We start from the raw sequence: 13,876 nt of genomic DNA, 5'->3' as shown, positions 1-13,876 counted from the left end.
TCGATTCAATCGATAGTCATCTAGATCGGCTAAAGATAGTGACGCGCGCTGGGTAGTCAGTAACGACTTATCACTATATTTACCAGTGTTATCATCGTTATAATATCGCTATTGTGGATATAGCAAGACGTGCTTATGACTTTGGGTTGACGTATTTTGTTGTCTATATGAATCAGAGTATGAGAAACTGTTGCTATCTGTTTGTATGGCGCGCTAAGCGGCCGCATCGATATTTGAGGTTATTGAATTGTTTGGCAATTCGTTTTTAGTAATTTGTATTTAGGAAATGAGGGTAATATGGCAATACGAAGGATTAAGGCATTTTTTGAATTTGAGGCAGCAGGCGGCATCGTGTTAGCACTGGCTGCCATTGCTGCAATGATCATTGCCAACTCCCCTCTAAGCACATGGTATGAAGGCTTTATCCATGCCCCTGTTGCCATTCAAATCGGTGATTTTGCGATTGCCAAAGACGCCCATCATTGGATCAATGACGGCCTGATGGCGATTTTCTTTTTTTTGGTCGGTCTTGAGCTCAAGCGCGAAGTGCTCATCGGTGAGCTGTCCAATGTCAAACAAATCATTTTGCCAGCGGGCGCGGCCATCGGCGGGATGATCATGCCCGCTGTAGTCTATCTGATCTTTAACTATAGCGAGCCTGAGTTTTGGAAAGGTTGGGCCATTCCTGCCGCCACAGATATCGCTTTTGCCCTCGGCATCTTAAGCCTACTTGGCAATCGCGTCCCAAACTCTCTCAAAGTATTTTTGGTATCGATTGCTATTTTTGATGATATCGGCGCGATTTTGATCATTGCCTTGTTTTATACCAGCGAACTATCCCTTGAGTCATTGGCCTTTGCAGGGCTATGCTTGCCATTTTTATATTTGCTAAACCGTCGTAACGTGACCAGTATCACTCCCTACCTACTCATCGGCGTTATCATGTGGATAGCCGTCCTCAAGTCGGGTATCCATGCGACATTAGCGGGCGTGGTGTTGGCGTTGTTTATTCCTATGTTTGATCGCACTGACCCTGAGCACTCCCCTGTCGAAGAGCTAGAGCACGACCTACACAACACCGTGGCTTTTGGTATCTTGCCACTATTTGCCTTTGCCAACTCAGGCATCTCGCTCAAAGGCGCAGGGTTTGCAGAGCTGTTTCACTCTGTACCGCTGGGGATTGCCGCCGGTCTATTTATCGGTAAGCAGTTGGGTGTCATGGCGATGTGCTGGTTGATCTTCAAGCTCGGTATCTCAACCATGCCAAAGGGCATAAATTATAAGCAAATTTATGGTGCTGCGTTGCTTTGCGGTGTAGGTTTTACCATGAGCTTATTTATCGGAGGCCTTGCTTTTGCAGGCGACACCACGTTATTTGATGAACGTCTAGGCATCATCATGGGCTCTATCGTCTCTGGGGTTGCAGGTTACCTCATGCTCAAAGTCAGCCTAAAAGACAACGTCAGCGGCACCTCAGTCGATTTGACGCGGCCTCAGCCATAATCCATCATCAGAAAAAGGCGAGTTATTTTGCGGTTATTTAGCCAACACATAGCTCACCGCTTTCTTCTTTCAACCCTAACAGTAAAAACAATAACCGCAGAAAAACAGCATCGCAAGCCATGTTTGGATAAAGGCGGTAAGCGCAATGACACCTCGCCTCGTGACATCTAGATGCACACTGGGCGCAACTGATAGCAGCAGTCTTAGGAGATGACCATGCAGGGACTTATCAGACCTATATCGCTTAGTCTGCCTATCCTTGGCAGTATGTTTTTACTATCATGCGCGACTCTCTCCAAACAACAATGCCTGATTGGTGATTGGGAAACGATAGGCTATAACGATGGCGTAGCAGGCTACTCCTCAGAGCGCCTCGCCTCACACAGCAAAGCCTGTGCCAAAGCACATGTGACCCCTGATTATCTTGCGTGGGAGCGCGGCCGCAAGCTTGGTTTGCAGCAATACTGTACGAGCAACAATGCGTACAATGTCGGTCGCCGCGGGCGCAGGTTAAACAACGTCTGCCCTGCTGCTATGATAAACCACCTCCAACAGGCCAATCAGCACGGCCTAGCTTACTATCGTCTAGACAACCAGCTCGACACAGACAGACGCCTATTAGATGAGTATCAAACAGAATTTGATCAGCTTGAGAGCGGCGCAATGCTAGACTTTGCCAACGAAAAAGACGCTCGCAAACGGCTGTTGTTTTTGGCCGATGAACTTGGGTCGATCAAACGTCGCCTCGATGACACACAAAGGCAGCTCGATATGCTCAACCACACGTCTAAATATTAGGCCATCATAAAAAGCCTACTGATAAAGGCATTTGTTACCTATGGATCCAAACAATACAGCCCAGACACAGCCAGCGCGCGCGTCCAAATCGAGCCAACCTACCTTTGCATCGTATCAGCGTCATGGGCGTACCACAGCGATTGATGATCATCATGACCTACAGGTCTTAAAGCGGATCAAGCGCTATTTGCTGCCCAAAGATTTTGTCATCTCGCAAGATTTATTAGAGGAGATGGTCGCAGGCTACGACATCGGCGACCCCCTGACAGATACGCTCGCGGCTGACGGCCTGCGTTTTGCCAAACCCTTACAGCAGCTTATCCTCGATAACAAAACCGACAGTAAACTCGCAGCTCATCCGTCCTTTTCTGCACTGGCTGAGCAGTTTAGCGACCATCCTACTTGGTTTGATCCACAGCTTGCACAGACTGGGGCCGTCGCCTATCGGCGCTATCCGCTGATGCTGATTTGGCTGCTGCGAAATGTGGCATTGATGGCAGGTTATAGCATCCCTGCCCTATCGCTGCCACTGATCCAAACCGGCGCGTTGATGCACGATGCCCTGCCAAGACTCATGCGCACTTATGCTTATATTTTGGCTGTCTCTGAGCATCCATTATTGCCCAAAACAAGCACACGTATGCCGCGCGCACGAGGGCCTATCGATAGCGTTTTGGCGATCGGCTCTGAGGGTTGGCGTCAGTCGATTCAGGTGCGGCAGATTCACACGCTCGTACGGCAAAACTTGCTCAGTGGCAAAAACAACGCGGCAAAAGGCGTCGCCACAGAGGCCGATCAGCATCGCAATCCCGATGGCAGCTGGAACACTGCTTATTGGGGTGTACCGATCAACCAAACTGATATGATTGCCACTCATCTGCAGTTCTCGTTACTGATTATGCGCGGGCTACGACTGCTTGGCGCGCGTATCAGTAGCGAGGAGGCCGAGGGAATTTTGCATTTATGGAATCTTGCCAGTTACTGGATGGGTGTGGATTTAGAGCGCCTACCAAAGGATGAGGCCGCCTGCTGGGAGTGGCTCTACACTTACTTGTCCATTCAACAGCTAGACTTTGAGATGGGACAACCTTTAGCAAAAGCCCTACACGATCTGCCGCGGCAACTGATGGGCGAAGACAATCGCCGTGGGCGTTTTGTAGAGATGGTCAATGCCAGTGTGACACGTACTCTGGTCGGTGATGATATCGGAGACGGCTTAGCGCTACCAAAATCAAAGTTTCGGTTTGGTGTCTTATCCTCCGTGCCTATCTTGTTTGCGCTCGATACCGCCCGTCAGCACAACCAAACGGTAGCCACCAAACTAGAAGCCTTTCGCGCCAAACGTCAAGACAATATGAACTGGTGGCTCAAGAAAAACGACGCCTATTATCAATGACGCAGCAGCTGTCGGCTCAGCTCATTACAATCTTACAATCGGCTGTCTTGCACGCGGTAATACCATTCTAACTGCCGACCAAAAGCTGTCTCTAATAAGCTGGCAATGACGCGGCCTGTCAGCCCCCAGACCGTCTCGCCATCGACTTGCCAGCTGGGCGTAAGTATCGTTGCCACCTGATCTTGCATGGCATATTCTATCGTGTACTCAACGGTAGGCTGCGTGAGTAATGCCTCAAAATCTGCCCAAAAAATACGTGATATCTCACCGATCTCAGGTACCAGTACCAAATCAGGCGCGATCAAAGCCACGATTGGACGCACGCTCATGCCGCTTTTGGAGGTCTGAATGGGTAGCTGACCGATTAGCTGTACCTTGTTGGGCGGGAGAGCCGTCTCTTCACAGGCCTCACGTAGCGCTGTAACGACGTTATTACCATCCCCTATCTCGTATTTACCGCCAGCGCAAGATACCTCGCCTGCATGGCTATTCATGTGCGCGGCGCGGCGCGTCAAAAGCAGCTTGGGATGGCGCTCATGGGTGATGGCCACCAGTATCGAAGCATCGGCAATGGGCGTCTGGTATAGACTGTCTAAGACACGCGCGCTGCGAGAGCTTTGCTGCGCGGTATGCAGCGCTGAATCGGCCAACGTATTTAACGTCTCTTGCTGAACCCGCTCGGTCAGTTGCCTGAGTGTCGGATAGCGAATAAAAGGTGGTATAGCAACCGACTGCTCATCTAACTGCACAGTCTGGGAAGGGAGTAACATGATCTTGCCCTATGTTTTTATCAATATGTGGCGTGACTAGCTGTAGACTAGCGTACTCTTCACGCAGCTGCATGCTATTTGTGTGACTGTTCATTTGTCAGGAGGTATTCGTCATGAGGTGTTTGTCATGAACGTCTCAAATCGCATCGACAGACATGCGCCGCGTATTGTCTTCTTAATTTTATAAGTCAACGTGTTTTATGAATTAGCGTGACCGCTTATGACAAACGGCGGTGATGGCTTGCCACGATGCCACGGGGCTTTGCTGTCATTTATCGGACTATGATCCGCCAGCGATATGCAGCGTTACTGTTATCATGCTGCGCTACGAGCAAAATGTGTGCTATCTTAAGGCGGTGCTTGCTTATTAGAATAACATCTTGCAGCACCGCTTTACCGGTATCCTGATAGCACACACAAAAACCAACGTACGAAGGGCGGGCGCGTCTGACAATGACGGGGTGTTTTTGCCATTAGGAGTCCTGACTCTTTATCTCTCACGCTTACTACATTTATAAAGGCAGTTGATATGCGCTATTGTCTCCAATGCGGTCATCAAGCAGAACGAAAAATACCAGCCACGGATAATATGCCGCGTTTGGTATGCCCAAATTGCAACTATATTCACTACGAAAACCCAAAAGTCATCTGTGGGTCGCTGGTCGTACATAAAGACAGAGTGCTGCTATGCCGCCGCGCGATAGAGCCACAATATGGTCTTTGGACGATACCGGCAGGCTTTATGGAAAACGGGGAAACCATGGCAGAGGGCGCCGCGCGTGAGAGCTACGAAGAAGCGGATGCGGTGGTGTTAAACCCTCATCTGTACTGTATCTACGATCTGCCAGACATCGGACAGATATACTCAATTTATTTGGCCGATCTCAAAGACGGTGCATATGGTGTCGGCTCTGAAAGCCTTGACTGTGCGCTGTTTAGCGAAGAAGACATCCCGTGGGATAGTCTCGCCTTTGAAGCGGTGCGCCGCACTTTACGAAGCTACTTTGCCGATCGACAGCAGTTTAGCCAATTGTCTGAGTTTCCTATTCATCAAGATATGATTGGCAAAGACTTGAGTATCAAACGTTTTTAAACGCCTTTAAACGTTGACTCAATCATCAGTCTTTTTACTAAGAACTATAAAAGCAGACAATAACCTAGTATTGTCTGCTTCATAAATGCTCACAGTCACAGATTGGTTTTTATCCAAAAAACACCATTAGCTCTTTATTTTGCAAACGTTAAAGCCGAGGTTTTTCACGGTTTCTTCTTTATCATAAGGCGCTAGTACTGCACGTACATGCTGTTGCCCTTGCAGGTATTGCTTGGCCACGCGCTGTAGGTCCGCCACCGTCACATCCAATATGGCGGCGCGCATCTTACGTTGCCAGTCAGCACCGCGATGGTGCAAATCAGCAAAGCAGGCTTTGACTGCCTCGCCAGCTGGAGAGCCTGGCTTATCCATACCCGAGATGATACCTAAGATGGCTTCTTCTAGCTGCTCATCGGTCTGCGGCTCATTTAGTAACCACTCAATACTGGCCTCAAAATGCGCAAAGGTCTCAGCACACTGCGGGTCGCGGTAGCTAAAGAATTTAAAAGCGCAGGCATTGGCGTCATAGCCTGCACCGCCGCCGTAAGCACCGCCGCGCTCACGGATGGCGCTGTGCAAGTAGCCATTGCGCAGATACGGCGCTAATACCATCAAAGCAGCGGTATCAGGATGATCGGCCGCTGGCACACGATAAGCGCTGGCATTATGATAGACGTTGGTCGGTACTAGCCATACCAAGTCCCCAACATCGAGCGCAGCGCTGCTCTCTCGTGCCTTGATGGTGTCTGTCTCGCCATTTAACGCTGCCGCAAGGTGCAGCTCGGCAAACTCACTTGGGATAGTGTCTTTGATAGTCGCATCAGAGACACCCAATTGCGCGGCAAGCGCTGGCGCTTGACTGTCTTTCCAGCTCTCGACAATTAAGTCGCTTAAGCGCTCGGTTTGCTCAGCTTCACAAATGATCACGGCATGCTTGGGCAAGCTGATCACACGCTGGTGCAAGTCCATCAGGCTGGTTGCCAATTTATCCCACTGCGTGTCATCATCACTGGCATGCGCCAAAAAGTCTTTTAGCGCGTTTAGTGCAGGCAAGCCACTACGCACATACTCAAGCTGCGCTTGACGGCTCATACCGCGGCTGGCGGTTTGCATGGCATAAGAATGCCCAGAGCTTGCCAAATTCGACTGCCAGCCCGCTTGACGCTGCTGCAAAATTTCTTTGATACGGTCATGCTCGCTAAAGACGCTATGCTCCATGACTTCTTTGAGCAAATCAATCGCTTCAGGCTTGCGGTTGAGCGCACGGGTCGCCACCACAAAATAACTGCTGATCGTTTGGCTATCATCGATACTGGTGCGCTGGCTGATACGCGCCGTCACGCCAGAAGAATGCGCCGCTTGCTTGGCCTGCATCTCATGAGCACTCATCGAGTCAGTACCCAGCTCTGATAGTAGGCTTAAATAAATCGGTAGCAATGGATGATTGATCACCTCGTTCACAGGCAGACTGCTGGTGTCCTGATTGCCAATAGCATCGGTCAACGGCACAATCACTTGATAATAATACAAGCCATTGGTGCCTGCTTCATATTCAAACAGCGTACTGTCTTGCCCGCTTAGGCGCACTTGTTTTTGTGTGCCTTGCTTAAAGCTGATATCGGTCGGGACATCCTCCAGTCCGACTTTTGGCAATAGGCTTAAATCATCAGGCGCTGCTTGCCGCGCTGCCAAATCAAGGGCTTGCTGTTTTAAGATGGCTTTATCATCAGCGCTCAAGTCCATCGCGATGGTATCAAGACGGGTCTGCTCTGCTGCGGCAAGGCGCGCTGATTTTTCACTATCTGGCGTCAGCGTCACGCGCACACGGTGCTGATTGTCGAGCAGATGGGTTTTGATAAGGTTTGGTAGCCACTGTGCGTCTTTTACTTGCTCACGCAGCCACTGTAAATGCTTATCCACTTCCCAGACGTCGATCGGGTTGCCATCATGAATGGCCGTGCTAAAGCCTTCGAGCATCAAATTTAAACCATAAGGGATACTATCGCCGCCGATATGGCGCTGATCGATCTCGATCTGATGCAAAATGGTCTCAATCGTATCATCATCGATCGGTTTACTGGCCACTTCAGTCAGTAAATCCATAATACCCTGCTCTACTGCCTCGGCATGCTCAGGGTTGGAGCCGCGTAGACCGGTATAAAATACCATCTCATAATGGCTGTCATCGAGTCCCAACAGCGGACTTGGCGCTTTGCCAAGCGGATGACTGTCGAGATACGCACGCAATGGCGAGCCAGCATGCTCGACCAACACGCCTTCTAATAGACGCAAAGCCAGACGCTGCTTGGGATCGGTGATTGATGGCAGCAGCCACGCCACCACATGATGGGTTTGGTCAGGGCCCGCCTCGTCAGCCGTATAAGTATCGATAGCGCTGATTGGCGCAGGCAAACGCTGCTCTGGACGTGAGGCGTGTTTTTTACCCGCTTCAAACTGGCTCAAAGCATCGTCATGGATTTTCGCTTGGGTCTCGGCGACCGGAATATTACCAAAGCTCATAATCACGCTGTTTGATGGATGGTAATGGCTTTGATGGAACTCAACGAGCTCGGTGTGGGTCAAATCAGGAATATCCGCAGGATCACCGCCCGAGTTATAATGATAAGTGGTCGTTGGGAATAAATGATGGGCGACCGTATGATAGAGCTGGTCGATCTCGCCGCTCATCGCACCTTTCATCTCATTAAAGACAATACCTTTAAACTGCGGTTTGTCATTCTCGTCCAATTCTACGCGGATACCTTCTTGAGCAAAATCAAGCGGATGAATATTGGGGAAAAACGACGCATCAAGATACACAGCAAGTAAATTGAAGTAATCGTTTTTATTTTGTGTGGCATACGGATACGCTGTCCAGTCGGCCGCGGTCATGGCGTTCATAAAGGTGTTTAATGAGCGCTTAATCATCGAAAAAAACGGATCACGAACCGGAAACCTTGCCGAGCCGCAAAGTGCCACATGCTCCAAGATATGTGCCTCGCCCTTTGAGTCCATCGGCTGAGTACGAAAGCCAACCAAAAAGGCGTTTTCATCACTTGGGTGCGCCAAATGATAATGCATCGCGCCGGTTTTGACATGCTGACTGATCAGCACGTCCATTGACAACGCCTCGATATGGCGATGCTCAATCAACTCAAACGCTGGATGCAACGTTAGATCGGCGATAAATGGCGTGTCAGTCATAGTGATCCTTATCAAATTATAATATATAGGGTGCCGTAGTAGATGGGGCTGCTGTTTTGATAAGTCAAGCGATCTGAGCGTTAATATTCTACGTCGCCCCTTCTCTTTATGAGTCGATTGACAGGTTGTTTTGTAAGTCGCTTGATCAATAAAGTCTTATGGGCTGTCTGTTAAATGCTAAATTACTTAGGGAGTTATAAAGATTGTCTATCTGGGAATATCCATAACAAAATAATGGATTTAACCCTTAACAAACACCGCCACCACTGCTACTATAAAATAAACGTCTTAATAGGAGCTGATGATGGGCTATCAACATATTTTACTGGTCACCGACTTGTTGTCTGATGCAGATGCCGTCGCACTCAAGGCCAGACGTATCCTTGCAGGCTCTCCTGAAGCGAAGTTGTCTGTATTGCATATCGTCGAGGACGACATGGTGCGCTTTGGCTTTGAGCTGGTGCCAGCCTCCAGCCTATCAGGCGATGTCGATGGCGAGCACTGGCAAGAAGCACGAGAAAAACTGGCGCAGTTTTTGGCGCGTAATGAGCTGCATGCGGTCAACTCTGAGGTGACATCTGCTATCTCGAACAGTAAGGGTATCGTCAATTATTGCCGCGACCATCAAGTCGACTTGCTCATCATCGGCCGCCATGAGCGTCACGGTATCGCCGCATGGTTGGCCAAAGCGACAGCCGACAGTATCTTGCCAAATATTCCTTGCGACAGCTTGGTGGTCAAGCTCGACCAGCCCTTTGCAGAGTAAGTAATACGCCGCCTGCGTCATCTGTATGATGACACCTGATGACGACTTAACAGCGCTCTGTAGTAGTGCTATAGTAAATACTATCTGACATGAGGAAGACGCTATGAGTTACGAACACATACTACTGGTCACCGACTTACTCTCTGATGCCGATATCGTCGCACAAAAGGCCAAACGTATCGTCGATAACCGCCCCGGCGCTAAGCTATCCGTACTGCACATCGTCAAAGACACCATGGTCGGTTTTGGTTATGAGTTGGTCCCCGCCTCGAGCTTATACGATGAGATCGATGATGAGCGCTGCCAAGAAGCACGGGCAAAGCTGGCGCAGTTTTTGGCGCGTAATGAGCTAGACGCCGTCAACTCGCAAGTGACCACCGCCATTTCTAGCAGCGAAGGCATCGTCAATTATTGCCACAAACACGACGTCGATCTCTTGGTCATCGGTCGACACAAGCGCACAGGCATCGCCGCGTGGATCAGCGGTGCTACGGCGGACAATATCCTGCCCAACGTCCCATGCGACAGCTTGGTCGTAAGACTCGACAAACCCGTATCCAAGTAGCGCCAATAAAACGTAATAGTGCTCAAACAATAGCGCTCAAACCGTAACGCACAAATAGTCGCGCTCAAAACCTCAAACGCTAAAAAAGCGCGGTGTATCTACGACGCCGCGCTTTTTGTGTTTGCTCAATCGTCTTGTATCATATCTATAAAAGTCTGCCAAATCGGGCTTTGATGGCGGGCTTTGTGCCAGACCAACCACCACGTCCGTGACAAATCGATACCTGCGACTTTTACTTGTACCAGCTTTCCTGCTGCCAGCTCCGCCTCGATGACATGCTGAGACAGGCAGCCAAGACCGATATCGGCACTGACCATATGCTTGATGGCCTCCGACTGCTGAATTGCCATAATCACCTCGGCCTCTGGCAGATGTTTGAGCAGCTGCTCATCGATGATCTGCCGCGTGCCCGACCCCGCCTCTCGCACCAGTAGCGGCAGTTTGGCCAACTGTGTAAGAGTCATATGATACAGACGTTCAGTCTCTTGATAATCTGCAAGACCTGCCAGCCATCTGCTATCGGGTTTGGCAAATATCATCAAAGTATCTGTCCGCCATGCGCGCTGCTCGATGGTCTTAATATCTGTGGGGCGCGGCATGCCCTCTACCAACGCGATATCGATATTTAACTGCTCAACCTCCGCCACCACCTCTTGCGTATTGGCGATATACATATCGACACGAGCGTCTGGCAGCACCTGATACAGCTTGGCCAGCAGCGGCGGCAAGGCATAGTTACCGATGGTGGTGCTGGCGCCAATATGAATCTGACCGGCTTGATACTTATGATAATGCTCCAGCATCAACGACTGCTCTAAGATCGCTTGCGCTTGCATATAAATAGGATGAGCATTGGGGTGCTGGTTGAGCCTGCGTCCGACCCGCTCAAATAACGGCATCTGCAGACGCGCCTCCAGCTCACTCAGCGCACTACTGACGGCCGACTGCGAGAGATGCAGCGCTTCACTAGCGCGGCTGGTGCTACCAGTTTGATAAATACTCACAAACACCGCCAGTTGCTTTAGGGTAATCTTCGGTAGCGTTTGCGTGGCTTTTTTCATTGTCTCACTTGCCTTATATCCGTCTGTAGATGTATGTCACACGACCTATATTTTTTAATACACAACAGATTTAACAATCTGTCTTTTACTATAGCGAATTCAGTATAGTAAAAGACACAGTGGGACTGGAATAAATTTTTCGCAGCCTCTGTCTGGGTAGGTACAGCACGCAAGGAAAATTTAGACCAGTTCCACCTTGATATATAATGTATCTGTTTTATTTAGGATCGACTATAAGCTTGTTTTAACAACGCCTTCGTCACTGCTGGCACCTCTGCTTTTAATAGAGGTGTTTTTCACGCCATTTTTACCTATATTTTCGATAGCTTCTATCTTATTAATCTGTTTTTATTATAAGTTAGCTTACCTTATACTGTCTACTCATAAGCTTATGCTTATTTTGATTATAGCCATGAGGACGACGAGCCATGTATGCTTTTACACAGTCAATGAATCACTATTGCCCGCGCAACCGCCACTTAGCAGGGCTGGTGGTGGTGTTCTTTGGTAGTTTGCTGTGCTTGTGGTTGGATGCCAGCATCGATAGTTGGTCAAATGGCCGTATCGTTGGCCTCTCTCCGTTGACGCTGGCGATATTGCTTGGCATGGTACTGGGCAATACCGTCTACCCGCAGTTCGCGGAGCGCTTACAGGTGGGCGTGGCCTTTGCTAAGGGGCAAATATTGCGTCTGGCCATTATCTTTTATGGCTTTAAGCTGACCTTAACACAAGTCTCCAGTGTCGGAATGCCAGCAATCATGACCGATGCTCTAGTCTTAACCTCGACGTTTTTATTGACTTACTGGCTCGGTACCAGATGGCTAAAGGTCGATAAGCAAACGACACTACTGATTGGCTCAGGGGTTAGCATTTGCGGGGCGGCGGCAGTCATCGCCGCAGAGCCTGTGGTCAAGGCCGAAGCGCACAAGGTGACGATCGCTGTGGCGACGGTAGTGGTATTTGGCACCATTGCCATGCTGCTTTATCCATTTTTATACCATCTTGGCTGGCTGCAGCCGTGGCTCGACGCTCAGCAATACGGTATTTATACCGGCTCCACCATTCATGAAGTGGCGCAAGTGGTGGTCGCGGGTAACGCGGTGAGCACCGAGGTCGGCAATACCGCGGTCGTCACCAAAATGATACGGGTCATGATGCTCGCGCCATTTTTGCTTATTTTATCATTCGCCTTGACCTCATCTGGTAGCGGTCAAGCTGACAAACCTTCCCTAATGAGCCGTGTGCGACAAGTGAATGTCCCTTGGTTTGCTTTTATCTTTATCTTGGTGGTGCTGTTGCACACTTGGATACCGATGTCCGATGGCTTTGAGCAAAGTATGGTGATGTTAGATGATGTGATGCTGACGATGGCGATGTTTGCGTTAGGCTTAACTACACATATGAGCGCTATCAAACAAGCTGGCGTCAAGCCACTGATTTTAGGAGCAGTGATGTTTGCTTGGTTGCTGCTCGGCGGCGGAGTGATCAATATCGCTATCAGCTCATTTGGTTAACCTGCAGCTCATTTACCTAAAACTAGAAAGACCAACGATAGTGAAGTCGTTGGCCTTTTTTATTGCTCGTCCGTATAAGCGATGATAGCCATCATAGACGACAACTATCTATAATCCCATAACTTACGATCCTTAACTACAGACGAAAAAAAACGAACCCAAAGGCTCGTTTTTTTATTTTGCTCTATTCATCTATAAAAGACAAATTAGATAGCAACGATGTTGTGTGCTTGTGGGCCTTTTTGGCCTTGAGTTACAGTGAACTCAACTTCTTGGCCTTCAGCCAAAGTTTTGAAGCCTGAGCCTGAGATTTCGCTGTAATGAGCGAAAACGTCTGCGCCGTTTTCTGGAGCGATGAAACCAAAACCTTTAGCTTCGTTGAACCACTTAACTGTACCTTTTTGAACGTCTGACATAGTCATAACCCTGATATTTAATTTATTTGTGGTCTAATAGACCGATAACGCTTGCAAATAGCTACTGAACGATAAATATTAAAACGAAGGATTATAACTAATACTACGAGGTAATGATTTGGTGCAGAACTGCTCTTAAGCTTGGATGTATTATAGGGGGAACATCCTAGTATCGCAAGCCTTATCTCAGGTTTTATGTAACTGGACTTAACTATTGCCCTATATTGGCGACTTTATTTGGCATTTGGCAGACGAAACAAATAGACTGCAACCCCGCTACAGACCAACGCTACCAGCCATGCCGCCCATGCCATATCAGCGGGCAGACGATAAAACAACATGGCAGTCGATATCGCCATCATGATGGTCGCAAGCCACTTAGCATAAAGCGGTACTGCATGACTTTCTTCCCAATCACGGACGTATTTGCCGAAGTATTTGTGATTGATCAGCCAAAAATGAAAGCGCCGCGAGCTACGTGCCCAGCACCCTGCCGCCAGTAATATAAAAGGCGCAGTCGGCATCACTGGTAATACTACGCCAATGATACCCAGTACAAAAAACAACCAGCCTAATATGACAAATGTCCAACGCACTGTCGGGCTTTGGTGCTGATTGGTCTTTGGGCGGTAGTAGAAGTGCTTTTTTTGGCTCATAAAGGATGTCGTTGGATAGTGTCAGATAATCAGGTTTTGGCCGGCAAATTTATGACAAAGACGGCGGCTTATAGAACTCACTAAGGATGCCGTATCAGGAGATATGCTACAAGACTATTTTTATGAGGGTTTTG

The 13,876-nt window shown here is 49.0% G+C and carries 12 protein-coding genes; 7 read left to right on the top strand and 5 right to left on the bottom strand.

Features of this window, described 5'->3' with window-relative positions; all coding sequences use genetic code 11:
* Nucleotides 1-297 precede the first annotated feature (297 nt).
* From nhaA to JFC05_RS00300, 3 genes are all read left to right on the top strand, one after another.
* Complete coding sequence (nhaA, locus tag JFC05_RS00310) at nt 298-1,503, top strand: Na+/H+ antiporter NhaA (RefSeq protein ID WP_198335292.1); 1,206 nt, start codon at nt 298-300, stop codon at nt 1,501-1,503.
* A gap of 216 nt (nt 1,504-1,719) precedes the next feature.
* Nucleotides 1,720-2,301, top strand: coding sequence for a DUF2799 domain-containing protein (locus tag JFC05_RS00305; RefSeq protein WP_198335291.1), 582 nt, complete (start codon nt 1,720-1,722; stop codon nt 2,299-2,301).
* 40 nt (nt 2,302-2,341) lie between these two features.
* On the top strand, nt 2,342-3,697 hold the full coding sequence (locus JFC05_RS00300) for an oxygenase MpaB family protein (RefSeq protein ID WP_198335290.1): 1,356 nt from the start codon (nt 2,342-2,344) through the stop codon (nt 3,695-3,697).
* Between the two features lie 32 nt (nt 3,698-3,729).
* Here the strand turns inward: JFC05_RS00300 and JFC05_RS00295 are convergent, their stop codons facing one another.
* On the bottom strand, nt 3,730-4,467 hold the full coding sequence (locus tag JFC05_RS00295) for an NUDIX hydrolase (RefSeq protein WP_198335289.1): 738 nt from the start codon (nt 4,465-4,467) through the stop codon (nt 3,730-3,732).
* Between the two features lie 529 nt (nt 4,468-4,996).
* Between JFC05_RS00295 and JFC05_RS00290 the strand changes: the two genes are divergently transcribed.
* Nucleotides 4,997-5,560, top strand: a complete 564-nt coding sequence (locus tag JFC05_RS00290) for an NUDIX hydrolase (protein WP_075100367.1) — start codon at nt 4,997-4,999, stop codon at nt 5,558-5,560.
* A 126-nt stretch (nt 5,561-5,686) separates the two neighbouring features.
* On the opposite strand, the gene JFC05_RS00285 is transcribed toward JFC05_RS00290, so the two are convergent.
* On the bottom strand, nt 5,687-8,764 hold the full coding sequence (locus JFC05_RS00285) for an insulinase family protein (protein ID WP_198335288.1): 3,078 nt from the start codon (nt 8,762-8,764) through the stop codon (nt 5,687-5,689).
* Nucleotides 8,765-9,068: 304 nt separating this feature from the next.
* Here JFC05_RS00285 and JFC05_RS00280 point away from each other — a divergent pair, with 304 nt between their 5' ends.
* Nucleotides 9,069-9,530 carry a universal stress protein gene (locus tag JFC05_RS00280; protein ID WP_198335463.1) on the top strand — a complete coding sequence of 154 codons (462 nt, stop codon included), beginning with the start codon at nt 9,069-9,071 and terminating at the stop codon, nt 9,528-9,530.
* 103 nt (nt 9,531-9,633) lie between these two features.
* Entirely contained in the window at nt 9,634-10,095 is a 462-nt protein-coding gene (locus tag JFC05_RS00275; RefSeq protein ID WP_075100364.1) for a universal stress protein, read from the top strand.
* Between the two features lie 125 nt (nt 10,096-10,220).
* Here JFC05_RS00275 and JFC05_RS00270 read toward each other — a convergent pair whose 3' ends face one another.
* The gene (locus JFC05_RS00270) at nt 10,221-11,156 is read right to left on the bottom strand and encodes a LysR substrate-binding domain-containing protein (RefSeq protein ID WP_198335287.1); all 936 of its coding nucleotides are present in this window, start codon (nt 11,154-11,156) and stop codon (nt 10,221-10,223) included.
* A 428-nt stretch (nt 11,157-11,584) separates the two neighbouring features.
* On the opposite strand from JFC05_RS00270, the gene JFC05_RS00265 reads away from it, so the two are divergent.
* Complete coding sequence (locus JFC05_RS00265) at nt 11,585-12,670, top strand: YeiH family protein (RefSeq protein WP_198335286.1); 1,086 nt, start codon at nt 11,585-11,587, stop codon at nt 12,668-12,670.
* A 206-nt stretch (nt 12,671-12,876) separates the two neighbouring features.
* Here the strand turns inward: JFC05_RS00265 and cspE are convergent, their stop codons facing one another.
* Together cspE and JFC05_RS00255 are read right to left on the bottom strand one after the other, a co-directional pair.
* Nucleotides 12,877-13,086, bottom strand: coding sequence for a transcription antiterminator/RNA stability regulator CspE (gene cspE, locus JFC05_RS00260; RefSeq protein ID WP_025644841.1), 210 nt, complete (start codon nt 13,084-13,086; stop codon nt 12,877-12,879).
* Nucleotides 13,087-13,319: 233 nt separating this feature from the next.
* Nucleotides 13,320-13,742 (bottom strand): YbaN family protein, encoded by a 423-nt coding sequence (locus JFC05_RS00255; RefSeq protein ID WP_198335285.1) that lies wholly within the window; start codon nt 13,740-13,742, stop codon nt 13,320-13,322.
* Nucleotides 13,743-13,876 lie beyond the last annotated feature (134 nt).

Source organism: Psychrobacter celer, assembly GCF_016107555.1.
In the GTDB taxonomy this organism is placed as follows: domain Bacteria; phylum Pseudomonadota; class Gammaproteobacteria; order Pseudomonadales; family Moraxellaceae; genus Psychrobacter; species Psychrobacter celer.
This window is presented reverse-complemented; position numbering and strand designations above follow the sequence as displayed.

Bases quoted from the DNA above. Each gene is read 5' to 3' on its own strand.
- JFC05_RS00295 (WP_198335289.1), bottom strand. From the start codon at position 4,467: ATGTTACTCCCTTCCCAGACTGTGCAGTTAGATGAGCAGTCGGTTGCT.
- JFC05_RS00265 (WP_198335286.1), top strand. From the start codon at position 11,585: ATGTATGCTTTTACACAGTCAATGAATCACTATTGCCCGCGCAACCGC.
- nhaA (WP_198335292.1), top strand. From the start codon at position 298: ATGGCAATACGAAGGATTAAGGCATTTTTTGAATTTGAGGCAGCAGGC.
- JFC05_RS00275 (WP_075100364.1), top strand. From the start codon at position 9,634: ATGAGTTACGAACACATACTACTGGTCACCGACTTACTCTCTGATGCC.
- JFC05_RS00300 (WP_198335290.1), top strand. From the start codon at position 2,342: ATGGATCCAAACAATACAGCCCAGACACAGCCAGCGCGCGCGTCCAAA.
- JFC05_RS00290 (WP_075100367.1), top strand. From the start codon at position 4,997: ATGCGCTATTGTCTCCAATGCGGTCATCAAGCAGAACGAAAAATACCA.
- JFC05_RS00280 (WP_198335463.1), top strand. From the start codon at position 9,069: ATGGGCTATCAACATATTTTACTGGTCACCGACTTGTTGTCTGATGCA.
- cspE (WP_025644841.1), bottom strand. From the start codon at position 13,086: ATGTCAGACGTTCAAAAAGGTACAGTTAAGTGGTTCAACGAAGCTAAA.
- JFC05_RS00270 (WP_198335287.1), bottom strand. From the start codon at position 11,156: ATGAAAAAAGCCACGCAAACGCTACCGAAGATTACCCTAAAGCAACTG.
- JFC05_RS00305 (WP_198335291.1), top strand. From the start codon at position 1,720: ATGCAGGGACTTATCAGACCTATATCGCTTAGTCTGCCTATCCTTGGC.
- JFC05_RS00285 (WP_198335288.1), bottom strand. From the start codon at position 8,764: ATGACTGACACGCCATTTATCGCCGATCTAACGTTGCATCCAGCGTTT.
- JFC05_RS00255 (WP_198335285.1), bottom strand. From the start codon at position 13,742: ATGAGCCAAAAAAAGCACTTCTACTACCGCCCAAAGACCAATCAGCAC.